21 protein-coding genes and 7 tRNA genes are annotated in these 23,339 nt (G+C 62.6%); 5 read left to right on the top strand and 23 right to left on the bottom strand.

Annotation, left to right across the window (positions count from 1 at the left end):
- Positions 1-2: 2 nt before the first annotated feature.
- The 8 genes from NY023_RS08155 to gltX form a co-directional block, all read right to left on the bottom strand.
- Positions 3-542 carry a TetR/AcrR family transcriptional regulator gene (locus tag NY023_RS08155; protein ID WP_013971594.1) on the bottom strand — a complete coding sequence of 180 codons (540 nt, stop codon included), beginning with the start codon at positions 540-542 and terminating at the stop codon, positions 3-5.
- 173 nt (positions 543-715) lie between these two features.
- Positions 716-791 (bottom strand) — tRNA-Glu (locus NY023_RS08150).
- Between the two features lie 42 nt (positions 792-833).
- Positions 834-909 (bottom strand) — tRNA-Ala (locus tag NY023_RS08145).
- Positions 910-969: 60 nt separating this feature from the next.
- Positions 970-1,045: transfer RNA gene (locus tag NY023_RS08140), tRNA-Glu, on the bottom strand.
- A gap of 41 nt (positions 1,046-1,086) precedes the next feature.
- A tRNA-Ala gene (locus NY023_RS08135) sits at positions 1,087-1,162 on the bottom strand.
- 53 nt (positions 1,163-1,215) lie between these two features.
- Positions 1,216-1,291: transfer RNA gene (locus NY023_RS08130), tRNA-Glu, on the bottom strand.
- Positions 1,292-1,363: 72 nt separating this feature from the next.
- A tRNA-Ala gene (locus NY023_RS08125) sits at positions 1,364-1,439 on the bottom strand.
- Positions 1,440-1,728: 289 nt separating this feature from the next.
- On the bottom strand, positions 1,729-3,210 hold the full coding sequence (gltX, locus tag NY023_RS08120; protein ID WP_013971593.1) for a glutamate--tRNA ligase: 1,482 nt from the start codon (positions 3,208-3,210) through the stop codon (positions 1,729-1,731).
- A gap of 143 nt (positions 3,211-3,353) precedes the next feature.
- On the opposite strand from gltX, the gene NY023_RS08115 reads away from it, so the two are divergent.
- Both NY023_RS08115 and NY023_RS08110 read left to right on the top strand, forming a co-directional pair.
- Complete coding sequence (locus NY023_RS08115; RefSeq protein WP_013971592.1) at positions 3,354-4,409, top strand: HlyD family secretion protein; 1,056 nt, start codon at positions 3,354-3,356, stop codon at positions 4,407-4,409.
- A complete protein-coding gene (locus NY023_RS08110; RefSeq protein ID WP_024086525.1) occupies positions 4,399-5,949 on the top strand; it encodes an MDR family MFS transporter in 1,551 nt (516 codons plus the stop codon). The genes NY023_RS08115 and NY023_RS08110 overlap by 11 nt, the downstream gene beginning before the upstream one ends.
- A gap of 132 nt (positions 5,950-6,081) precedes the next feature.
- Here the strand turns inward: NY023_RS08110 and uvrB are convergent, their stop codons facing one another.
- Positions 6,082-8,097, bottom strand: a complete 2,016-nt coding sequence (gene uvrB, locus NY023_RS08105; protein WP_013971590.1) for an excinuclease ABC subunit UvrB — start codon at positions 8,095-8,097, stop codon at positions 6,082-6,084.
- A 288-nt stretch (positions 8,098-8,385) separates the two neighbouring features.
- On the opposite strand from uvrB, the gene NY023_RS08100 reads away from it, so the two are divergent.
- The 3 genes from NY023_RS08100 to NY023_RS08090 all read left to right on the top strand — a co-directional run bounded on the left by NY023_RS08100 (position 8,386) and on the right by NY023_RS08090 (position 11,121).
- Entirely contained in the window at positions 8,386-9,582 is a 1,197-nt protein-coding gene (locus NY023_RS08100) for an amino acid aminotransferase (RefSeq protein WP_013971589.1), read from the top strand.
- 62 nt (positions 9,583-9,644) lie between these two features.
- Positions 9,645-9,720, top strand: a tRNA-Asn gene (locus NY023_RS08095).
- A 114-nt stretch (positions 9,721-9,834) separates the two neighbouring features.
- A complete protein-coding gene (locus tag NY023_RS08090; RefSeq protein ID WP_023661446.1) occupies positions 9,835-11,121 on the top strand; it encodes a cytosine deaminase in 1,287 nt (428 codons plus the stop codon).
- On the opposite strand, the gene NY023_RS08085 is transcribed toward NY023_RS08090, so the two are convergent.
- The 14 genes from NY023_RS08085 to fabD all read right to left on the bottom strand — a co-directional run bounded on the left by NY023_RS08085 (position 11,094) and on the right by fabD (position 23,101).
- Entirely contained in the window at positions 11,094-11,510 is a 417-nt protein-coding gene (locus tag NY023_RS08085; protein WP_013971587.1) for a cupin domain-containing protein, read from the bottom strand. The genes NY023_RS08090 and NY023_RS08085 overlap by 28 nt on opposite strands.
- A gap of 155 nt (positions 11,511-11,665) precedes the next feature.
- The gene (locus NY023_RS08080; RefSeq protein ID WP_023661447.1) at positions 11,666-12,226 is read right to left on the bottom strand and encodes a DUF1285 domain-containing protein; all 561 of its coding nucleotides are present in this window, start codon (positions 12,224-12,226) and stop codon (positions 11,666-11,668) included.
- A gap of 10 nt (positions 12,227-12,236) precedes the next feature.
- Complete coding sequence (locus tag NY023_RS08075) at positions 12,237-12,842, bottom strand: DUF4823 domain-containing protein (protein WP_013971585.1); 606 nt, start codon at positions 12,840-12,842, stop codon at positions 12,237-12,239.
- 66 nt (positions 12,843-12,908) lie between these two features.
- Positions 12,909-13,877 carry a GTP 3',8-cyclase MoaA gene (locus tag NY023_RS08070; RefSeq protein WP_013971584.1) on the bottom strand — a complete coding sequence of 323 codons (969 nt, stop codon included), beginning with the start codon at positions 13,875-13,877 and terminating at the stop codon, positions 12,909-12,911.
- Between the two features lie 153 nt (positions 13,878-14,030).
- Positions 14,031-14,666 carry a TetR/AcrR family transcriptional regulator gene (locus NY023_RS08065; protein ID WP_013971583.1) on the bottom strand — a complete coding sequence of 212 codons (636 nt, stop codon included), beginning with the start codon at positions 14,664-14,666 and terminating at the stop codon, positions 14,031-14,033.
- A 411-nt stretch (positions 14,667-15,077) separates the two neighbouring features.
- Entirely contained in the window at positions 15,078-15,860 is a 783-nt protein-coding gene (locus tag NY023_RS08060; protein WP_013971582.1) for a TatD family hydrolase, read from the bottom strand.
- A gap of 30 nt (positions 15,861-15,890) precedes the next feature.
- Positions 15,891-16,877, bottom strand: a complete 987-nt coding sequence (locus NY023_RS08055; protein WP_013971581.1) for a DNA polymerase III subunit delta' — start codon at positions 16,875-16,877, stop codon at positions 15,891-15,893.
- Positions 16,870-17,502, bottom strand: a complete 633-nt coding sequence (gene tmk / locus NY023_RS08050) for a dTMP kinase (RefSeq protein ID WP_013971580.1) — start codon at positions 17,500-17,502, stop codon at positions 16,870-16,872. The genes NY023_RS08055 and tmk overlap by 8 nt, the downstream gene beginning before the upstream one ends.
- Before the next feature lie 9 nt (positions 17,503-17,511).
- Positions 17,512-18,714 (bottom strand): endolytic transglycosylase MltG, encoded by a 1,203-nt coding sequence (gene mltG / locus NY023_RS08045; protein ID WP_013971579.1) that lies wholly within the window; start codon positions 18,712-18,714, stop codon positions 17,512-17,514.
- Positions 18,715-18,718: 4 nt separating this feature from the next.
- A complete protein-coding gene (gene pabC, locus NY023_RS08040) occupies positions 18,719-19,534 on the bottom strand; it encodes an aminodeoxychorismate lyase (RefSeq protein ID WP_013971578.1) in 816 nt (271 codons plus the stop codon).
- Positions 19,534-20,778 carry a beta-ketoacyl-ACP synthase II gene (gene fabF / locus NY023_RS08035; RefSeq protein ID WP_044046921.1) on the bottom strand — a complete coding sequence of 415 codons (1,245 nt, stop codon included), beginning with the start codon at positions 20,776-20,778 and terminating at the stop codon, positions 19,534-19,536. The genes pabC and fabF overlap by 1 nt, the downstream gene beginning before the upstream one ends.
- Before the next feature lie 188 nt (positions 20,779-20,966).
- Complete coding sequence (gene acpP, locus NY023_RS08030) at positions 20,967-21,203, bottom strand: acyl carrier protein (protein WP_013971576.1); 237 nt, start codon at positions 21,201-21,203, stop codon at positions 20,967-20,969.
- Between the two features lie 203 nt (positions 21,204-21,406).
- Entirely contained in the window at positions 21,407-22,147 is a 741-nt protein-coding gene (gene fabG, locus NY023_RS08025; protein ID WP_003247160.1) for a 3-oxoacyl-ACP reductase FabG, read from the bottom strand.
- 15 nt (positions 22,148-22,162) lie between these two features.
- Positions 22,163-23,101 carry an ACP S-malonyltransferase gene (gene fabD / locus NY023_RS08020; protein ID WP_023661404.1) on the bottom strand — a complete coding sequence of 313 codons (939 nt, stop codon included), beginning with the start codon at positions 23,099-23,101 and terminating at the stop codon, positions 22,163-22,165.
- Positions 23,102-23,339: the final 238 nt, after the last annotated feature.

The raw sequence follows: 23,339 nt of genomic DNA, 5'->3' as shown, positions 1-23,339 counted from the left end.
GCTCAAAGCACCGCCGATTTGGCGGCGCGCAGAATACGATCGGACAGTTCGCTGGTGCCCAGGGCACGGGCAAGCGCCAGGCCACCAACCATCAGGGCCAGGTCGGCCAATGCCTTGTCGGCGTCCTCGGGGCGGTCGACCATGGCGGCTGCCATCAACTCGATGTGCTCGGCCAGAACCTCGCGGAAGGCCTCTGGCAGGCGCTGCATCTCGCCCAGCGAATTGGGCAGCGGGCAGGCATGCACTTCGGCATCACGGTGCTTGCGCGACAGATAGAAAGCACTGGCCAACGCCCGCCGCCCGGCACCATCGAGGCTGGGGTCGATCTGTGCGAGCAAGGCGCGGCGCTCGCCCAGCAACTGGCGGAACGCTTCGAGCATCAACTCGTCCTTGCTGTCGAAGTGGGCGTAGAAACCACCGACGGTCAGACCTGCCGCACCCATGACCTGGCTGACGCTGGGCTCGGCCGGGCCGTGCTGGATCAACGCACTTCGCGCCGCCTCGAGAATGCGCTCGCGGGTTCTGCTCTTCTTGTCGCTCATCAGGCCACTCGCCGATCAAAATATGATGATCGAAATATTATTCGCATAATATTTTTTGGCAAGCAGAATCTGTAGCCGCCTGTCGGTCGCGAAATTTTGATTAGGGGAGAAAAACAAAAGGCCCATTCAATAATCGAATGAGCCTTCAAAGTCCCGCAAAACGCGGGTAAACGTGGCGTCCCCTAGGGGACTCGAACCCCTGTTACCGCCGTGAAAGGGCGGTGTCCTAGGCCACTAGACGAAGGGGACGTAACCTTCGTGCCGATCCGCTTACGCGAACCGCGGCAGAAATGGTGGAGCTAAGCGGGATCGAACCGCTGACCTCCTGCATGCCATGCAGGCGCTCTCCCAGCTGAGCTATAGCCCCGAAACAAAAGGCTCATCAGTAATCGACGAGCCTTTAAAGCCCTGCAAAACGCAGGAAAAGTGGCGTCCCCTAGGGGACTCGAACCCCTGTTACCGCCGTGAAAGGGCGGTGTCCTAGGCCACTAGACGAAGGGGACGTAACCTTCGTGCCGATCCGCTTTCGCGAACCGCGGCAAATTGGTGGAGCTAAGCGGGATCGAACCGCTGACCTCCTGCATGCCATGCAGGCGCTCTCCCAGCTGAGCTATAGCCCCGGATTTCTAGCCTCTCGGCCCAGCGACATTCTGAAACATCGCTTGTGCAAAACTGGCGTCCCCTAGGGGACTCGAACCCCTGTTACCGCCGTGAAAGGGCGGTGTCCTAGGCCACTAGACGAAGGGGACGAACCTTCTTACCTTCAAGACCCGGTTGCTGGACCCGGTCTTGCCCGACAGCCTTGGCTGCCAGGCGGAATTTGGTGGAGCTAAGCGGGATCGAACCGCTGACCTCCTGCATGCCATGCAGGCGCTCTCCCAGCTGAGCTATAGCCCCACAATGTCGCTTTGAACCGAAGCGCTGGCTGGGTGCCTGGCGTTTCGTTTTCGTTCATCGCTGTGGACGGGGCGCATATTAAGATCGGATTGCAGGGCTGTCAAACGAATTTTTCAAAATATTCAAAAAATTTTTCACAGATAACAATCACTTACCGCCCTCCCCTTGCCAAAACCGAACAGTGAGCCCTGTGGGAGCGGGTTTACCCGCGAATGCGACGGAAAACGCACCATCGTATTCGCGGGTGAACCCGCTCCCACAAGTTCGGCTTGTGGCCTCGGGACCACTGTCAGGCGATAGAGGCCAGCAGCTTTTCCCACTCTTTGTTTTCTTTCTTCGACACACCACCCAGCAGGTCCAGGGCCTGGCGCAGGCGGTAGCGGGTCAGGTCCGGGCCAAGGATTTCCATCGCGTCCAGTACCGAAACCGAGCTGGCCTGGCCGGTAATGGCGGCAAACATCAGCGGCATGGCATCACGCAGCTTCAGCTCCAGCGCCTCGACCACCGCCTGGATGCAACCGGTGATGCGCTCTTTTTCCCACTGACGCAGGCTTTCGAGCTTCCACAGGATCAGCTGGATCACCTGGCGTACCTGGTCGGCCGACAGCTTCTTGCTTTCGAACAGCTTGACGTCCAGCTTCAGCGCGCCTTCGAAGAAGAACCCGCCCAGCGGGGCAACCTGGCTGAAGGTTTCCACCCGGCCTTGCACGTGTGGGGCGATCTTCATCATGTAGTCGCTGTTGAACGCCCACTTCTGCAGGCGCGCGGCGAACTCCTCGACCGGCAGTTCGCGCAGCCACTGGCCGTTCAGCCAGGACAGCTTCTCGATGTCGAAGATCGGGCCGCCCAGCGAGATACGCGACAGGTCGAAGTGCTCGACCATCTCGGCCAGCGAGAACTTCTCGCGCTCGTCTGGCATCGACCAGCCCATGCGGCCCAGGTAGTTGAGCATCGCCTCGGGCATGAAGCCCATGCGCTCGTAGAAAGTCACCGAGGTCGGGTTCTTGCGCTTGGACAGCTTGGACTTGTCCGGGTTACGCAGCAGCGGCATGTAGCACAGCTTGGGCTGTTCCCAGCCGAAGTATTCGTACAGCTTGATCAGCTTGGGTGCCGATGGCAGCCACTCTTCGCCGCGCAGCACGTGGGTGATGCCCATCAGATGGTCGTCGACCACGTTGGCCAGGAAGTACGTCGGCAGGCCGTCGTTCTTCATCAGCACCTGCATGTCCATGCGGTCCCACGGGATCTCGACATCGCCACGCAGCATGTCCGGTACCACGCACACGCCTTCGCTCGGCACTTTCATGCGGATAACGTGCGGCTCGCCAGCGTCCAGGCGGCGCTGCACTTCCTCGGCGCTCAGCAGCAGCGCGCGGCCGTCGTAGCGCGGGGTTTCGCCACGGGCTTGCTGCTCGGCGCGCATCTGCTCCAGCTCTTCGGCGGTGCAGAAGCAGTAGAAGGCATGGCCGGCGTCAACCAGCTCCTTGGCGTACCTGGCGTAGATTTCGCCACGCTCGCTCTGCCGGTAAGGGCCGTGCGGGCCGCCGACGTCCGGACCTTCGTTCCATTCGATGCCGAGCCAGCGCAGGGCATCGAAGATCTGCTGCTCCGACTCGCGCGTGGAGCGCAGCTGGTCGGTGTCTTCGATGCGCAGGATGAACTCACCGCCGTGCTGCTTGGCAAAGCAGTAGTTGAACAGGGCGATGTAGGCAGTGCCGACATGGGGGTCGCCGGTAGGCGATGGCGCGATACGCGTGCGTACGGTGGTCATGGAGAGTCTCGAACGAAAGATGAAACAAAGGCGGGATGTTAGCAGGAGGCAGGCACCGGGCTCCAGCAATGGCGCGAACGTCACTTGTCGACTGGCCATGTGCCGCTGTTAAATTTATTTACATTTCTGGAACGATAGTCCTCATGCCTGCCCAACTCAAACGCCGCCTGCTGGTCTTCTTCACCTTGGTGGCCGTCATCGCCCTCGCCTTCCTGGGCCACTGGTACTTCAAGGGCCGCTTCTACGAAAGCACCGACAACGCCTACGTACAGGGCGAGATCACCCGCATTTCCAGCCAGTTGGGCGCACGCATCGACGAGGTGCGGGTCGAGGACAACCAGCACGTCAAAAAAGGCGACCTGCTGGTGCGCCTGGAGGCCGCCGACTTCGAACTGGCCGTGCAACGCGCCCGCGCCGCCCTGGCCACCCGCGAAGCTGAGCAGGTGCAGGCGCAAAGCCGCCTGACGCAGCAAGCCAGCCTGATCGCCGCCGGCCAGGCCCAGGTGGCGGCCAACCAGGCTACATTTGACCGCTCGCGCCTGGACCTGAGCCGTGCCGAGAAGCTGCGCAAACCAGGTTTCGTATCGGAAGAACGGGTCACCACCCTGTCCGCGGACAGCCATGTCGCCGGCTCGCAGGTCGACAAGGCCCGTGCCGACCTGCAAAGCCAGCGCCAGCAAGTCAACGCATTGACCGCCGAACTCAAGCGCCTCGACGCGCAGATCGCCAACGCCCGCGCCGACCTGGCACAAGCCGAACTGAACCTGACCCGCTGCGAAATCCGCGCACCGATCAGTGGCAGTATCGGCCAGCGCAACGCGCGTAATGGCCAGGTGGTACAGGCCGGTGCCTACCTGCTGTCGATCGTGCCGGACGAAGACATCTGGGTGCAGGCCAACTTCAAGGAAACCCAGATCGGCCGCATGCAGCCCGGCCAGCGTGCCGAGCTGCTGTTCGACAGCTACCCCGACACACCGATAGAAGGCCGGGTCGACAGCCTTTTCGCCGCCTCCGGCGCGCAGTTCAGCCTGCTACCGCCCGACAACGCCACCGGCAACTTCACCAAGGTGGTGCAGCGTATTCCGGTCAAGCTGACCTTCCGCGCTGACAACCCGCTGCACGGGCGCATCCGCCCTGGCATGTCGGTGACCGCCACCGTCGACCTGCGCAGCGAAGACGAAGGCCACAATGGCCGGTGACCAGCTGCTCAGGCCAACCGCGGAGCCGACACGGCGGGACTGGATCGCGGTAATGAGCGTGATGCTCGGCGCCTTCATGGCGGTGCTGGACATCCAGATCACCAACTCGTCGCTCAAGGACATCCAGGGCGCACTGTCGGCGACGCTGGAGGAAGGCTCGTGGATTTCCACCTCTTACCTGGTCGCGGAAATCATCATGATCCCGCTCACCGCCTGGCTGGTGCAGCTGCTGTCGGCGCGGCGCCTGGCCGTGTGGGTATCCGGCGGCTTCCTGTTGTCGTCGCTGTTATGTTCGATGGCCTGGAACCTGGAGAGCATGATCCTGTTCCGCGCCCTGCAAGGTTTTACCGGCGGTGCGCTGATCCCGCTGGCCTTCACCCTGACCCTGATCAAGCTGCCCGAACACCACCGCGCCAAGGGCATGGCCATGTTCGCCATGACCGCCACCTTCGCCCCCTCCATCGGCCCCACCTTGGGCGGCTGGCTGACCGAGAACTGGGGCTGGGAGTACATTTTCTACATCAATATCCCACCGGGCCTGGTGATGATCGCCGGCCTGCTGTACGGGCTGGAAAAGAAGGACGCGCACTGGGAACTGCTGAAAAGCACCGATTACGCCGGCATCCTCACCCTGGGCCTGGGGCTTGGCTGCCTGCAGGTGTTCCTGGAGGAAGGCCACCGCAAGGACTGGCTGGAATCGCAGCTGATCGTCGGCCTGGGCAGCATCGCCCTGGTCAGCCTGATCACCTTCGTCATCCTGCAGTTTTCCAAGCCACACCCGCTGATCAACCTGCGCATCCTCGGCAACCGCAACTTTGGCCTGTCGAGCATCGCCAGCCTTGGCATGGGGGTGGGCTTGTACGGGTCGATCTACCTGCTGCCGCTGTACCTGGCGCAGGTGCAGGGCTACAACGCCTTGCAGATCGGCGAGGTGATCATGTGGATGGGTATCCCGCAGCTGTTCCTGATCCCATTGGTGCCGCAACTGATGAAAGTGGTGTCGCCCAAGGTGTTGTGTGCCCTGGGGTTCTGCCTGTTCGGCGCCGCCAGTTTCGGCTCGGGGGTGCTCAACCCGGATTTTGCAGGGTCGCAGTTCAACCATATCCAGATCATCCGTGCCATCGGCCAGCCAATGATCATGGTGACCATTTCGCTGATCGCCACGGCGTATATACAGCCGCAGGATGCGGGTTCGGCGTCGAGCCTGTTCAATATCCTGCGTAACCTGGGCGGTGCGATCGGCATTGCGCTGCTGGCCACCCTGCTGGATGCACGGACCAAGGTGTATTTCGATTACCTGAGGGAGGCAGTGGTGCCGAGCAACCCGCAGGTGGCGGAACGGTTGGCGCAACTGGCGGAGCGGCTGGGCAATGACAATGCGGCGCTGGGCAAGTTGAGCGAGATCACTCACCAGCAGGCGTTGATCATGGCCTATAACGATGCGTTCCACTTTGTGGGGATCGGGTTGGCGGTGAGCATGGTGGCGGTGTTGTTGACCCGCAAGTTGCCGGAGGGGCTGAAGGCTGGGGAGGCCCACTGAATGGGTTGTCGCCTGAGCCGGCCTCTTCGCGGGTAAACCCGCTCCCACAGGTACTGCGCAGAGCTCAAGGATTACAACGATCCTGTGGGAGCGGGCTTACCCGCGAAGAGGCCAGTGCAGGCAGTAAAGAAATCAGCTGGTGATCAACCGCTCACGCAGCTGGGCAATCTCGTCGCGCAATTGCGCCGCGGCCTCGAACTCCAGATCGCGGGCGAACTGCATCATCTTCTCTTCCAGCTGCTTGATGCGCTTGGTGATCTCGCCCGGCGTGCGCAGCTCGGCCTCGTAACGGGCGCTCTCCTCCGCTGCCTTGGCCATGCCCTTGCGCTTCTTGCTGCGCGCGCCGGGCACGGTCGCGCCTTCCATGATATCGGTGATGTCCTTGACCACGCCTTTGGGCACGATGCCATTGGCCTGGTTGAAGGCGATCTGCTTCTCGCGACGACGCTCGGTCTCGTCGATGGCGCGCTGCATGGAACCGGTGATGTTGTCGGCATACAGGATGGCCCGGCCATTGAGGTTACGCGCAGCACGGCCGATGGTCTGGATCAGTGAGCGCTCGGAGCGCAGGAAACCTTCCTTGTCGGCATCGAGGATCGCCACGAGCGACACCTCGGGCATATCCAGGCCCTCACGCAGAAGGTTGATGCCCACCAGCACGTCGAAGGTACCCAGGCGCAAGTCGCGGATGATCTCCACCCGCTCGACGGTGTCGATGTCCGAGTGCAGGTAACGCACCCGCACATCGTGGTCGGCCAGGTAGTCGGTGAGGTCTTCGGCCATGCGCTTGGTCAACGTGGTGGCCAGCACCCGCTCGCCCTGTGCCACGCGCTTGCGGATTTCCGACAGCAGGTCATCCACCTGGGTAAGCGCCGGGCGTACTTCCACCTGTGGGTCGACCAGGCCGGTGGGGCGCACCACCTGCTCTACCACGCGCCCGGCGTGCTCGGCCTCATAGGGGCCCGGGGTGGCGGAGACGAAGATGGTCTGCGGGCTGACGTCCTCCCACTCGTCGAAACGCATCGGCCGGTTGTCCAGCGCCGAAGGCAGGCGGAAGCCGTACTCGACCAGGGTTTCCTTGCGCGAGCGGTCGCCCTTGTACATGGCGCCGACCTGCGGAACGCTGACGTGGGATTCGTCGATCACCAGCAGCGCATCGGGCGGCAGGTAGTCGTACAGGGTGGGCGGCGGCGCCCCGGCCGGGCGCCCGGACAGGTAGCGCGAGTAGTTCTCGATGCCGTTGCAGTAGCCCAGCTCCAGGATCATCTCCAGATCGAAGCGGGTGCGTTGCTCCAGGCGCTGGGCCTCGACCAGCTTGTTGGCCTTCTGTAGGTACTCCAGGCGGTCCTTGAGCTCTTCCTTGATGCCTTCCACCGCCTCCAGCAGGGTTTCCCGCGGGGTGACGTAGTGGCTCTTGGGGTAGAAGGTGAAACGCGGCAGTTTGCGGAAGACCTCGCCGGTCAGCGGGTCGAAGGCTGCGATGTTCTCCACCTCGTCATCGAACAGTTCGACGCGGATGGCCTCGAGGTCCGATTCGGCCGGGAAGATGTCGATCACATCGCCGCGCACGCGGAAGGTGGCGCGGGCAAAGTCCATCTCGTTGCGGGTGTATTGCAGGTCGGCCAGGCGGCGCAGCAGCGCGCGCTGGTCGAGCTTGTCGCCGCGGTCCACGTGCAGGACCATTTTCAGGTAGGTCTCGGGGCTGCCCAGGCCGTAGATGCACGACACGGTGGTGACGATGATCGCGTCACGCCGCTCCAGCAATGCCTTGGTCGCTGACAGGCGCATCTGCTCGATGTGGTCGTTGATCGAAGCGTCCTTCTCGATGAAGGTGTCGGACGACGGTACGTAGGCTTCAGGCTGGTAGTAGTCGTAGTAGGAAACGAAGTACTCCACCGCATTGTTGGGGAAGAATGCCTTGAATTCGCCATAAAGCTGCGCGGCCAGGGTCTTGTTCGGCGCAAGCACCAGGGTAGGCCGCTGCACCTGCTGAATGACGTTGGCGATGCTGAAGGTCTTGCCCGAGCCAGTCACCCCGAGCAGCGTCTGGTGCGACAGCCCCGCCTCGATACCTTCGACCATCTGGCGGATGGCCTCGGGCTGGTCGCCGGCCGGCTGGAAACGGGTGACGAGCTGGAACTCGGACATGACGGACCTCGCGGTGTTGCAGCAACTGTAAATTTAGCCAGTAGTCTATACCCAAATGCGCCCGCCGGGGGGCAGTTTCAAGGCACAGCTGTGAGCGCTTGTTACGGTGGACCCGGCAATTAGACCAATGGTCGAAAAATATTTGCGCAAATGACCTGAAAAGCGATGCCGGACTGTCGCGGTGACCGGTCGGTATCACTATACTGACTCCCCGTTTGTGCACCGCTTCAGTGCATTCGGGCTGGAGCGTGTACGTCCTATCACACTCCAATCAGAGCCAAGGTAACAATGAGCCTGTTTTCCGCTGTCGAGCTGGCACCCCGCGACCCTATTCTGGGCCTCAACGAAGCATTCAACGCCGACCCACGTACCGACAAGGTCAACCTGGGCGTGGGCGTATATTGCAATGAGGAAGGCCGCATTCCGCTGCTGCGCGCCGTGATCGAAGCCGAGACCCAGCGTGCCGCCCAGCACGCCTCGCGCGGCTACCTGCCGATCGACGGTATCGCCACCTACGACCAGGCTGTACAAAAGCTGCTGTTCGGCGCCGAGTCGCCACTGCTGGCCGCTGGCCGCGTGGTTACTGTGCAGGCCGTCGGCGGTACCGGCGCACTGAAGATTGGCGCCGACTTCCTCAAGCGTGTGTCGCCAAACGCCGTGGTTGCCATCAGCGACCCGAGCTGGGAAAACCACCGTGCGCTGTTCGAATCGGCCGGCTTCCCGGTGCAGAACTACCGCTACTACGACGCGCCGACCAACGACGTCAACCGCGCCGGCATGCTCGAAGACCTGAACAACCTGCCGTCCGGCTCGATCGTGGTGCTGCACGCCTGCTGCCACAACCCGACCGGCGTCGACCTGAACCTGGACGACTGGAAAAACGTCCTGGAAGTGGTCAAGGCCAAGGGCCACGTGCCATTCCTCGACATGGCCTACCAGGGCTTCGGTGACGGCATCGCCGAAGACGCCTTCGCCGTGCGCCTGTTCGCCGAGTCGGGCCTGGAGTTCTTCGTGTCCAGCTCATTCTCCAAGTCGTTCTCGCTGTACGGCGAGCGCGTCGGTGCGCTGTCGATCGTCACCGCCTCCAAGGACGAGAGCACCCGCGTGCTGTCGCAGGTCAAGCGCGTGATCCGCACCACCTACTCCAACCCGCCGACCCACGGTGCAACCATCGTTGCCACCGTGCTGAACAGCGCCGAACTGCGCCAGATGTGGGAAACCGAGCTGGCCGAAATGCGCGAGCGCATCCACGGCATGCGCAAGCAGATGGTTTCGCTGCTGGCCGAATATGGCGCCAACCGCGACTTCAGCTTCGTTGGCCGCCAGGTTGGCATGTTCTCGTACTCGGGCCTGACCGTCGAACAGGTCGCCCGCCTGAAGAACGAGTTCGGCATCTATGCGCTGGACACCGGCCGCATCGCCGTGGCCGCGCTGAACCAGAGCAACATCCACGTAGTGACCAAAGCTATCGTGCAGGTGCTGTAACTCATTGTTTTGCCTAGGGGTGGCTTGACTTCCCCTGGGCAATCAGTAAGATACGCACAGATTCCGCGATAGCTCAGTCGGTAGAGCAAATGACTGTTAATCATTGGGTCCCTGGTTCGAGTCCAGGTCGCGGAGCCAAAATTTGAAAACCTCCAGATGCGCAAGCACTGGAGGTTTTTTGTTGCACTTATCCCCTCATGCCAGCGCACGGCTGCTGTATCGTCCCAGATCCCTCGACGAGCACAGGCAAGCATGAAAGCCAACGATTTCACCCAGAACGCTCAGCAAGCGGTAGCAATCGCCGCCAACCAGGCCCTCTTGGCAAGCCGACAAGCAACGTTCGCCGTGGGTGGCTGCATCATCGAAAATGCCACTGGCAAGGTACTGATCGCCCTGCACAACCGCGTGCTGGAGCCCTCTGCCAGCCAGGCGCAACCCGCATTCAGGCTCCGCGACCCAACGGGGCATGGTGAGCGCCGGCTGGTCGACTGGTATTTCGACAACCAGCAGCGCCTTGCCCTCCCCCCCACGCATGAACTGACCGTCATCACCACGCTCGACCCCTGCGCCATGTGCGCAGGTGCCTTGCTGACTGCCGGCTTCAATGTTGCCGTAAGTGCGCTCGACACCTTTGCCGGCGTCAATCATGACGGCCGTTTCGAATTCCCCGGCCTGCCGGCCGCACTTCGTCTGCGCGCGCAAGCCACGTGGGGCTACTATGCTGTCGGCAACCCTTTTGATCGCGACTATGTCGGGCCGCCGCAAGGGCCGGTCTACGCTGGCGAACGCATCGACGCCGCAACGATGTGCCTTACCCGTTCGTTGTTCGAGGCCAGCGTGAACCACGTGCACGACGAAAGCAGCAACGCCGGCCTCCCGCCATCTGCCCTGAAAGACCCGATCACCCTACCCAGCCGGAGCCTGGTACGCCAGGCCCTGGCGGGCTTGAGCCCATGGAGCCTGCGCAGCAAAAGTGCAGATCCTCGCCTGCCCGGCATCGAACTGGCCGCGCCATTGGTCGACACAGCTCTCGCGGCAGATACGTGCAACGCCGTAGCCTTGCTGGACCCATTCGGCAATCTGCTGTCCTGCCTGGGCGGTGACGAAACGCGCTCCCCCATTCGCACTGCGTTCATGGAGACCACTCGCAGCTACGCCGCGCTGCGCTGGAACCTGATGAACCATGACGACCCACAGGTCCGCGACGAAGCACACCAGCATCTCACCCACCCCCGTTACTGCACATTCGTCCTGCTCCGTTTTCCGGACCCAGCCGGCAGCGAGGCGGTCATGACCCTTGGCGCGTATGGCTCCACCATGGAACGGCACACCGCGCCGTCCTTCCCCTCAAGCCTGCAATATGTATTGCTGCCAACAGGCTGCACTGCCAAGGATGTTGCGCGACTGGCGCAGAATCTGCCGCCGTTCTACACGAGCAACGTGCAGGTCGCGCCTTGCCAGGTACTGGACCCGAACCTGATGCAGGAAGTTACAACCCGGCTGGGGCAGGCTCAGCGCTCCGAGCCTGCTGCCGGATAGGGCAATGTGACCGCACTGCCTTCATCCACCAGGCTCCAGACCAGCAACTTGGCTGACTGCTTCTGACTGGCGTTGCGCGACACGCTGTGCACGGTACCCGGGGCTTCGTACCAATATTCACCGGCCTTGTAGGTTTTCTCCGGCTCGTTATCGAGCTTCGATACCACTGCCCCTTCCAGCACGTAGGCCATCACTGCGCCCGGGTGCTGATGCGCGGGTGATGCCTGGCCGGGGGCGTAGCTGACGGTGAGCATCACGGCGCTCTTGCCGGGGGCGTTCGAGGGTTGTTGCTGCTGCAGGACCTTGACTTGGTCGGCAGCGTCGCCGTGCGCCCAGGCAGGGGTTTGAGCGACGAACAGGGCAAGAAGGATGATGCTAAAGGGTTTCATGGGGGCTTCTCCTGGATGGCAATTGCCTGCAGGTTAGGCCTGTGGGGCAGAGAGACAAATGACCAATTCGGGGAAAAACCAAGAGGCCGATCATTGCCTGTGCCGTCCTCTTCGCGGGCTTGCCCGCGAAAAGGCCGGTGCAGGCACCAGATATCTCAGCTGCTACGCCCGATCGGATAAAACTCACCGTGGCTCCAGACCCCAAGCCACTCTTCCCCGTCGATCTCACGCGGCACCGCCAGCTCTACCAACTGGTAGAACACATTGCGATGAATCAGCGCCTCGAGGTTGCTGCGCATCAGCACATACGGCGATGGCTCCTGCGTGACCGGGTCGATCACCACGCGCAGCGGGTTGGCCGGCCCGGCTTCGACCTGGTCCTCGACATTGCTGGTGAAGCGCAGCACCTGCTGCTCACCCTCACCTTCCACATCCAACGCCACAGCCACGAACGGCGCATCGTCGACGCGGATGCCCACCTTCTCTACCGGGGTAATCAGGAAGTAGTCATCGCCATCGCGGCGGATGATGGTGGAAAACAGCCGCACCATCGGCTTGCGACCGATCGGCGTTCCCAGGTAATACCAGGTGCCATCACGGGCGATGCGCATGTCGATGTCACCGCAGAAGTCCGGGTTCCACAGATGTACCGGCGGCAGGCCCTTGGCCTTGGGAATCTGCGCCAGAAGATCATTGGCCTTGCCGGAATCGCTCATCACGCTTGCCTCATTCACTCACACCCAGAAGGCTACGAGCGTACTCGCGCATCGGCGCGCCTAGCAAATCCTCCGGAGTTTTATCGTGGAACGTCAACAAACCGCCACGACTCTTGATACGTGCAGTGTCGATCAGGTAGCGGGTGCTGGTTTCGATGAGCATCATCTGCACCACGCCGGTGTCCCAGCCCAGGCGGTCGACCGCTTGTTCGTCATACCACTCGTCGCCATTGCCGATACGGTCGTCGGTGCGCGCGAAGCGGGTGTACAGCACGTAGTCGGCACCCACCGAACGCGCCTGGGCAATGGCCTCTTCCAGGCCCAGTGGCCCTTGGGCGCGACGTACCAGCGGGAAATATTCGACGAAGCTCTTGTAAGCCTGCTCGGCCACCGCGTTCTGCCGCGGCACCGGTCCCTTGCCCGGAGGCACGAACGCGCCCTGGCCGATGAAGATGAACGAATCGGGCTGCAGGCGGATCGACAGGGTGCGACGGGTATCGCTGTGGTCCAGCAGACCGGCATCGCTCATGTGGTAACGGACGCCCTCGCCCATATCGCTGACATTCATGCAACCGCCCAACGCCATCAGCGCCAGCAGCAAAACCAGGCTACGCATCTTTCCTCCAAGGGCCGGCGACGAAAAACCGGCGAATAGCTGGCGGATGCAGCTTTTGCGCCAGCTTCAGCCGCCAATCACCTTCATCACCATCACATCGCCGGAGAACGCCAGGTCCTGCTTGTCTGCCAAGGCCTTGACCAGCAAGCGCTGCAGCGCCGGCAGCGCCTGATGGCGCGGTTTTTCCAGAAGGTCGCCGACGAAATGACGATTGCCCGACGACAGGCAGCCATGCAGCCAGCCCGTGGAAGACAGGCGCAGCCGCGAGCAGGTGCGGCAGAACGGTACGCTTTCGTTGGCGATCGCGCCGAAGTGGCCTCTGCCGGGCACCTGATAACGCAAGGCAGTGGCGTCCAGCGGAGCATCGACCTGAACGTAGGCATGCTTGCCAGCAATCAGTGCGAGCAGTTGGTCGAGGCCGACGAACTGCTGCAGAAAGACGTTTTGGTCACGCGCCAGGTGGCCCATGCGCATGAGCTCGATGAAGCGCAGTTCGAAGCCGCGCTCAAGGCAATAATCCAGCAGCGGCAGCACCTGATCGAGGTTGTGCCCGCGCATCGGCACCATGTTCACCTTGATCTGCATGCCCATGGCGCTGGCCCGCTCCATCCCCGCCAGCACGCTGGCCAGGTCGCCGCCCCGGGCAATACGGCGGAACGCCTGAGGGTCGAGGGTGTCGAGGGAAACGTTCAATCGGCGGATACCTGCCGCCTGCAACTGGGGCAACTTGCGCGCCAGCAACTGGCCATTGGTAGTCATCGAGATATCGTCAAGGTCGAGCTTGGCCACGGCAGCCAGGAAAGCATCCAGACGCGGACTGACCAATGGCTCACCGCCGGTGATGCGCAAGCGTTCGATGCCGGCGGCTTCGATCAGGTAGGCCACGCCACGAGCCAGTGCCTCCGCCGACAGTTCGTCCTGTGCTGCCACGAGGCGCTTGCCGTCTGGCACGCAGTAGGTGCAGGCATAGTTACAGGCAGCCGTCAGGCTGACGCGCAGGTTGCGAAAACGCCTGCCTTGACGATCGACGATCATGAATGACTCCGGCATGGATGATGGGGGCTGGCAAAACCTGACTCATAAATCAGGTTTTTGCAAGCCCTGCACATCGCCGAAATAGGTAGGAGCAGCCTTTCGCAGCACAAGGCTGCTGCTACCGGTACTGCGTATTACCTGAACGCGGATGCTTCAGTTCGAAGGTTCCGGGTCGCGCTTGCGCTTGTTGCCCATGCGCACGCCAATGTCCATCAGGAACTGGAAGAAGCCTTCCTGGTCCTCCAGCACATTGCTCCAGAACGGCGAGTGGTAAAGCGCCACGGCGCCGTGCACCAGCGCCCAGGCGGCGCAATAGTGGAAATACGGCGGCACGTCTTCGAGCTTGCCTTCGCTGATACGGCCCTTGATCAGCTGGGTCAGGCGGTCGAAGTTGGAGGCACGTATGCTGTGCAGCTGTTCGACCATTTCCGGTACCTGGTTGCCCTTGACCACCTTTTCTTCCAGGCGGTCGAACAGCCGGTAACGCTGCGGATCGCGCATGCGGAACTCGAAGTAGGCTCGCGACAGGGCTTCCTTGTCGCGATCGACGTCGGCCGAATGCAACAGCCCGTTCAGGTCGCGCTCGTAGTCGAGCATCAGGCGCAGGTAGATCTCCGCCTTGGACTTGAAGTGCTTGTAGATCGTGCCTTTGCCGATGCCCACGGCGTCGGCGATCATCTCGACGGTGACGCTGTCTTCCCCCTGTTCGAGAAACAGCTTGAGCGCGGTGTCGAGGATTTCCTGTTCGCGACGGCGAAACTCACGGACCTTACGAGGTTCTTTCTGCATAGGAAGGACTGGATGACAATCGAAGCGGTTTATTATGCCTAACTTGCAAGAAATTGCACGGATCATCCAAGCATGTCTGTGTTTCACGATGCTTATGGCCATGCGCTGCGGGAGGAATGAAACGTGGACGTATTCCAAATTTGTTTAAAAATCGATCAATATGCACTGGCACTGCGCCAAAGCTGACTAATACTTGAAGTGTTGGCGCGGCGCATCCCCCCCAAGTGGCGCGCCGATAAAGGTGCTCAGGGACCGCGTACCTTTGTTTTACTCCTAATGGTCTTAACCCGGATTCCCCCCCCAGAACCCGGGTTTTTTTTGGGTGTTTCGAGGGGAAATGAAGCCGGGGGTTCAGGTTTGGGGTTGGTGGGGATTGCATGAGGAACACCAGGCGCCCGCCACCCCTTCGAGTCAGGCCACCCGCGCCAACGGGAACAAGCGCTTGAAGTTGGCAGTGGTCTGTTCGGCCAACTGCTCATAACTGGCCCCGCGCAACGAAGCCACGTACTCCGCCACCTCACGCACATACTGCGGCAAATTCGGCTTGCCGCGATACGGAATCGGCGCCAGGTACGGCGAATCCGTTTCCACCAGCAAACGATCGACCGGCACCTGCCGCGCCACTTCACGCAGGGCATCGGCATTGCGGAAGGTAACGATGCCAGACAACGAAATGTAATACCCCAGGTCCAGCGCCGCCTTGGCCATGTCCCAGTCTTCGGTGAAGCAGTGCAGCACGCCGGCCTGCGGCAGGTTGGCCTCGCGCAGCAGCGCCAGGGTATCGGCACGCGCCGCACGGGTATGCACGATCACCGGCTTGCCGGTCTGCCGCGAGGCCTCCAGGTGCAGGCGGAACGAGGCTTGCTGCAACTCGGCTGCTTCCGGCTCGTAGTGGTAATCCAGCCCGGTTTCGCCAATCGCCACCACATGCGGGTGAGCCAGCTCGCGCAGCAGCCATTCCAGCGCCGGCGTTTCGCCCGGCGCCAGGTCCAGCGGGTGCACGCCCACCGAGCAATCGACATCGGCGTAACGCTCGCTCAGCGCCTTCACCGCACCAGCATTCTCGGCACTGACGCCAATACACAGGAAATGCCCGACCCCGCGCTCACGCGCCGCCTGCAGGGCAGCATCGAGGGAGCCCTGATGGGCGCTCAGGTCAAGGCGGTCGAGGTGGCAATGGGAATCTACGAGCATGGGATAACGACACACATGATAAAATGAAAATCAGCGGGCGCCCGGCAACTGCAGCCAGTGGGCCAGCAGCGATTCAAGCAGCAGGGCGCGGTTGAGGTTGGCCTTGCCCAGCACCTTCTGGCGCTGCTCCAGGATCCATGCCTGCACCTCCAGCACCTTGGCCTGGTGGCTCTTCTGCGCCAGGTACTGCACCACCTTGCGCATATCGGCCAAGCCTAGCCCTTCCTCGTCCTGGGTCAATTGGTAGCGCAGAATCAGGTGCGCCCAATCGCAGAACCAGTCGAACAGCAGCAACAACGGCACACCGTTCCAGGCATCGGCCAGCTGGCTGGGCGATTGCTGCTGCTTGAGCAGCTTCTTCACCCCGTCGGTGACCAGCGCACGCTGCTCTCGCACGCCTTGCGCCTGCAAGCTGACCGCCATCAGCGGCGAACCGGCAGCCAGGGTCAGCAACTCGTCGCGCTCGGTCTCGTCACTGTCGGGCAGCGCGCCGGCCAGCCAGGCTTGGCTCTGGGCCAGGCTGGGCTGCGGGCAGGCGACCTGCTGGCAACGGCTCTTGATGGTCGGCAACAGACGGCTGGGCTGGTGGGTGACCAGCAGCAACACGGTATCACCGGAGGGTTCTTCGAGGCTCTTGAGCAGGGCGTTGGAGGCGTTGACGTTCATCGCCTCCACCGGCTCGATCAGTACCACCTTGCGCCCACCCAGCTGCGCGGTCTGCACCACGAAGGCCACCAGCTCGCGTACCTGATCTACCTTGATAGGCTTGTCAGCTTCTTCGGGCTCGAGTACGAAGTTGTCCGGGTGGCTGCCGGCCTTGAGCAGCAGGCAGGACTTGCACGCGCCACAGGCCTCCAGGGCCTGGGGCTGCTGGCACAGCAGGCGGGCCATCAGGCGCTCGGCCAAGGCCCGCTTGCCGATACCCTGCGGCCCATGCAGCAGGTAGGCGTGAGCGTGCTGGCTGCGGCCGGCCAGCTGCTGCCAGAGGGCCTGCTGCCAGGGATAGGCTTCAGCCACGGCAACGCTCCACGATGCCTGGTAGCAACGCATCGATGGAGCGCTGCACGGCCTCCAGAGGCTGGGCGGCATCAAGCAGGGTATAGCGCTGTGGTTCGCGGCCGGCGCGCTGCAGGTAGGCCTGGCGCACTGCTTCGAAGAACGCCTGGCCTTCCTGCTCGAAACGGTCCAGGCGGCCGCGGGCGGCGGCGCGGGCCAGGCCCACTTCGACCGGCAGATCGAAGACCAGAGTCAGGTCCGGGCGCAGGTCGCCCTGGACGAATTGCTCCAGGATGGCGATACGCTCGACTGGCAAACCACGCCCGCCGCCCTGGTAGGCGTATGTCGCATCGGTAAACCTGTCACACAAGACTACGGCCCCGCGGGCCAGCGCCGGCCGGATCACCTGCGCCAGGTGCTGGGCACGCGCAGCGAACACCAGCAACAGTTCGGTGTCGGCCGCCATGCTTTCAGCGCTGGGCGCCAGCAGCAGCTCACGCACCTTTTCGGCCAGCGGCGTGCCGCCGGGCTCACGGGTCAACACTACGTCCAGGCCCTGCTCGCACAGGCGCGCAGCCAGGTAGTCGCGGTTGGTGCTCTTGCCCGCACCTTCCGGGCCTTCCAAAGTAATAAACAAGCCGCTCACAGGCAGTCCTTAATGTTGTTCGTCAGGCATCGGCCGTTCGGCCGCTTGCGCGCCGCCGGCAGGGGCGTCCTGCACAGGCGGCTGGTCGGGCGCTGGCTGCGCGGTAGACTCGTCGGCAGGGGCTTCGGGTTGTTCGGCCTCGTCGGTACCTGATTGTGGTTGTGGCTCTGGCTGCGATTGCGGCGCGGGGCTGGAGCGGTAGTCCGCACGGCGCTTGAGCTGGAACTCGCGCACCGCCGAGTTGTGGTCGTCGAGGTCGTCGGAAAACACGTGGCTGCCATCGCCACGGGCAACGAAGTACAGGCTGGTGCCATCGGACGGGTTGAGCGCCGCGTGAATCGCTTCGCGACCGACCATGGCGATCGGGGTCGGCGGCAGGCCGGTGATGGTGTAGGTGTTGTAGGGCGTCGGCTCGCGCAGGTCGGCGCGGGTGATCTTGCCGTTGTAGCGCTCACCCATGCCGTAGATCACCGTCGGGTCGGTCTGCAGCATCATGCCCAGGCGCAGGCGCCGCACGAAAACGCCGGCGATCTGCCCGCGCTCCTGGGGAATGCCGGTCTCCTTCTCTACCAGCGAAGCCATGATCAGCGCCTGGTACGGGTCGCGGTATGGCAGGTCGGTGGTGCGCTCGGCCCACTCCTTGGCCAGCACTTCGTCCAGGCGCATGTAGGCCTGCTGCAGCAACTCGACGTCGCTCATGCCGCGCACGAAGCGGTAGGTGTCCGGGAAGAAGCGCCCTTCAGGGAACACACCGGTATGGCCGAGCTTGTCCATCACTTCCGAATCGGACAGCCCGTCCAGGGTGTGCTTGATCTTTTCATGCTTGGCCACGGCCGCGCGCACCTGGCGGAAGGTCCAGCCTTCGACCAGGGTGAGGTTGTACTGCACCACGTCGGCCCGACGCCAGGCATCGAACAGCTGCTCCACGGTCATGCCGGGGGTCAGGCGATACTCACCGGTGTGCAGAGGGGTGCCAGCCATGTTGAAACGCCAGTACAGACGCAACCAGACGGCGTCGTCGAGCAACCCTTCGTTCTGCATGCGATAGAACATGCGGTTGGGGGTGGTGCCATTGGGCACGTCCAGCAGGCGCTCCTGCGTCACGTGCAGAGGCTGCTCCAGGACCGAGTTGACCTTCCAGGCCGACCAGCCCACGGCAAGGCCGGCGAGGATCAAGCCCATTTCCAGCAGCAGCAGGAATTTACGTCTCACGAATTCAGGTTTCCAGTAACGTACGGGCAACGGCCTGCAGTTTACGGGTGAGCGGGCCCGGCGACCAGTTTAGCTCGGCAACGCCTCGCACGGGCCAGACACCGTAGACGCTGTTGCAGACAAATACTTCATCTGCCTGCTCCAGAGCGTCGAACGGCAGATCGCAGACCTGCACCGGGATGCCCTGCAGCACTGCCTGTTCCAGCAACGCGCCCCGCATCACGCCAGCGACGCCACAGCGGCTGAGGTCAGCCGTGAACAGCGCGCCATCGCGCACCAGGAACAGATTGCTGTACACACCTTCGATCACCCTGCCCTGCCCATCACGCATCAGGCCTTCGGCATGTTCGCTGTCCTGCCATTCGGCACGGGCCAGCACCTGCTCCAGGCGGTTGAGGTGTTTGAGGCCGGCCAGCAGCGGTTGTTCCCCAAGCCGGGTCTGGCACGGAAACAGTCGCACGCCCTGCTCGGCATTGTCGACAGGATAGCTGGGCAACGGGCTGCCCTGCAGAATACGCCGCGGCGCGGCACCGGCAACCGGTGCGTAACCGCGCTGGCTGTCACCACGAGTAAGGATGAGTTTGGCTACACCATCACCGAGCTGGCTGGCATAGCGCAGGAGTTCGTCGCGTACCAGCGCCAGGTCGGTACTGATCGCCAGGCGCTGGCAACCCAGCGCCAGGCGTGCGAGGTGGCCGTCCAGCAAGCTGGGCCGGCCGTCGCGCACGGCGATGGTCTCGAATAGCCCATCGCCGTAGGCCAGGCCGCGGTTCTGCAGGTTGACTGCAGCCGCCGGCTGGCCATCGATCCAGCTTTGCATCAACCGGCGAACCGGCGGAATACCAGCGAACCGTTGGTACCGCCAAAGCCGAACGAGTTGGACAGCACCACATCGATCGGCATGCTGCGCGCTTGGTGCGGCACGAAGTCGAGGTCGCAGCCTTCGTCCGGCTCGTCCAGGTTGATGGTGGGCGGAGCCATCTGGCTGTTGATTGCCAGCACGCTGAAGATCGCTTCTACGGCACCGGCGGCGCCCAACAGGTGGCCGGTCATCGACTTGGTCGAGCTGACCGCCAGCTTGTAGGCATGCTCACCGAACACGCGCTTGATCGCCGCCACTTCGGCCACGTCGCCAGCAGGGGTCGAGGTGCCATGGGCGTTGATGTAGCTGACCTCTTCCGGCTGGATGTCGGCATCGCGCAAGGCGTTGGCCATGCAACGGGCAGCACCTTCACCAGTGTCGGGCGGCGAAGTCATGTGGTAAGCGTCACCGCTCATGCCGAACCCGACCAGTTCGGCATAGATGGTCGCGCCGCGGGCCTTGGCATGCTCCAGTTCTTCGAGCACCAGGGCACCAGCACCGTCGGACAGCACGAAGCCGTCACGGCCCTTGTCCCACGGGCGGCTGGCACGGGTCGGCTCGTCGTTGCGAGTGGACAGTGCGCGGGAGGCGCCGAAGCCGCCCATGCCCAGGCCGCAGGCAGCCATTTCGGCACCGCCGGCGATCATCACGTCGGCTTCACCGTAGGCGATGTTGCGCGCAGCCATGCCGATGCAGTGGGTACCAGTGGTGCACGCGGTGGCGATGGCGTAGTTCGGCCCTTGAAGCCCCAGGTGGATCGACAGGAAGCCGGAGATCATGTTGATGATCGAGCCAGGCACGAAGAAAGGCGAAATACGACGCGGCCCCGAGTCGTGCAGGGTGCGGCTGGTTTCTTCGATATTGGTCAGGCCGCCGATACCCGAGCCCATGGCCACGCCAATACGCTGGCGGTTGGCGTCGGTGACTTCCAGGCCGGCATTACGCACTGCCTGGAACCCGGCCGCCAGGCCGTACTGGATGAACAGGTCGAGCTTGCGGGCCTCTTTGGCCGACAGGTATTGCTCGACCTCGAAGCCTTTCACCGAGCCGCCAAAACGGGTGGAGTAGGCAGACAGATCCGTGTGTTCGATCGGACCGATGCCACTGCGGCCAGCCAGAATGCCCTGCCAGGTGCTCGGTACATCAGTACCCAGTGGCGACAGCATACCCATACCGGTGACCACGACGCGTCTACGCGACACAGTACTCTCCTTTTCTAATGACAGAGTTTCTTGCCATTGCATTCAAGCGATGGAATGAAATGGCAACAAGCTCTTGATACCCGGTGAACGAGACCATCCTGCAAAACGCAGGGTGCTCGCAAAGAAAAAACCGCACGCCGGCAAAGGCAGTGCGGTTTTTCCCGACAAGAAGCGTCGACTACAGCGTCTTAGGCCTGGTGGGCTTTGACGTAGTCTACAGCAGCTTGAACGGTAGTGATCTTCTCGGCTTCTTCGTCAGGGATTTCGGTCTCGAATTCCTCTTCCAGAGCCATCACCAGCTCAACGGTGTCAAGCGAATCGGCACCCAGGTCATCGACGAAGGACTTCTCGAGAGTCACTTCCTCTTCCTTGACGCCCAGTTGCTCGGCGACGATTTTCTTGACGCGTTCTTCGATGGTGCTCATACCTAGTTTTCACTCCTAATGGACATATGTCAGGCAGCTGGCCGGTGGCTAATTTTATAGAAAGACGTTCGCTTTTCAAGCTCAACGCACCTTCACACCAGTCACCACACCCGCTGCCTGGAATCTGGTTGCAGCTTTATAACGGATTTTAGGCTCGCAGTATGACTCTTTTTTTACGAAATCCGTCACATTGAGTTGCAGTGTTACATGTACATCCCGCCGTTGACCGGCACGGTAGCGCCGGTTACGTAGGCTGCGCCGTCGGATGCCAGGAACGAAACCACCTTGGCAATTTCGTCGGCCTGGCCCAGGCGGCCCAGCGGGATCTGGGTCTGCAGGGCTTCGCGCTGCGCTTCTGGCAGCTCGCGGGTCATGTCGGTGTCGATGAAGCCCGGGGTCACCGAGTTGACGGTGATGCCACGCGAGCCCACTTCACGCGCCAGGGCGCGGCTGAAGCCTTCCAGGCCGGCCTTGGCGGCCGCGTAGTTGGCTTGGCCGGCGTTGCCCATGGCACCGACGACCGAGCCGATGCTGATGATACGGCCCCAACGTGCCTTGGTCATGCCACGCAGCACACCCTTGGACAGACGGTAGAGGCTGTTCAGGTTGGTATCGATCACGTCGAACCACTCGTCGTCCTTCATGCGCAGCATGAGGTTGTCACGGGTGATACCGGCGTTGTTGACCAGGATGGCCGGTGCGCCGAACTGCTCGCCGATGGCGGCCAGCACAGCTTCAACCGATTCGGCGCTGGTCACGTTCAGTTCCATGCCGGTACCGGTGATGCCGTGTTCTTTCAGGGTGGCAGCAATGCGCTCGGCGCCGGAGGCCGAAGTGGCGGTGCCGATCACGGTCGCGCCCTGGCGGCCCAGCTCGAGGGCAATGGCCTGGCCAATGCCACGGCTGGCGCCGGTGACCAGTGCAACTTTACCTTGCAGGCTCATGCAAGCTTCTCCAAATCAGGCCAGTGCCGCGCGGGTGGCGGCGACGGCGTCAGGGGTATTGAGGTTGTAGGTGGTCACGCCATCGGCGCAACGCTTGTTCAGGCCGGCCAGGACCTTGCCCGGGCCGCACTCGACCAGGTTGACCGCACCGTTAGCGGCCAGGGTCTGCACGCATTCGACCCAGCGCACTGGCTGGTACAGCTGCGCCAGCAGGTCGTGCTTGAGGGCATCGAGGTCAGCGGCAACGGCAGCGGTCACGTTCTGCACCACAGGAATTTGCGGGGCGTGCCACTCAATGGCGTTGACCGACTCGGCAAAGCGCTCGGCAGCCGGCTTCATCAGCGCGCAGTGCGACGGCACGCTGACCGCCAGCGGCAGGGCGCGCTTGGCACCCTTGGCCTTGCACAGCTCGATGGCGCGATCGACGGCGGCCTTGTTGCCGGCGATGACCACCTGGCCTGGCGAGTTGAAGTTGACCGCGCTGACCACCTGGTCTTCGGCCGCTTCGGCGCAGATTTCCACGACCACGGCGTCGTCCAGGCCAAGAATGGCGGCCATGGCGCCATGTCCGGCCGGCACGGCTTCCTGCATCAGCTGGCCCCGGCGCTCAACCAGGCGCACGGCATCTTTCAGGCTCAGGCTGCCGGCGGCAACCAGGGCGCTGTATTCACCCAGACTGTGACCGGAGACGAAGGCCGGCCTGGCACCACCCTCCTCCAGCCACAGGCGCCACAGCGCGATGGAGGCGGTGAGAATGGCCGGCTGGGTCTTGTCGGTCTGGTTGAGTTGCTCTTCCGGGCCTTCCTGGACCAGCTTCCACAGGTCGTAACCGAGTGCCTCGGACGCTTCCTTGAAGGTTTCGATGATCACTGGCTTCTCGGCGCCGAGCTCGGCGAGCATGCCCAGCGACTGGGAACCTTGACCGGGAAAGACGAATGCGAGAGATGCAGACATTGAACAAGCCCTTATGATCTTGTCGTCGGATAGGGTGCGCCGGCTTTGGACCAGGCGCGGAATCTGAAAGCTTGGATGGATACACAGACCAAGCGGTCACATTTAAGCACTTCAGCGGCGATATGCCTAAGGTCTTTATTCCTTCAGCACCGGCCTCTTCGCGGGTAAACCCGCTCCCACATGGGCACCACAGACCTGAAGGTTATGGGGCACCTGTGGGAGCGGGTTTACCCGCGAA

The sequence above is a fragment of the Pseudomonas sp. NBB genome, assembly GCF_032701105.1.
In the GTDB taxonomy this organism is placed as follows: Bacteria; Pseudomonadota; Gammaproteobacteria; order Pseudomonadales; family Pseudomonadaceae; genus Aquipseudomonas; species Aquipseudomonas asiatica.
Note: the sequence above shows the minus strand (reverse complement) of the source record. Positions and strands in the feature narration are given on the sequence as shown.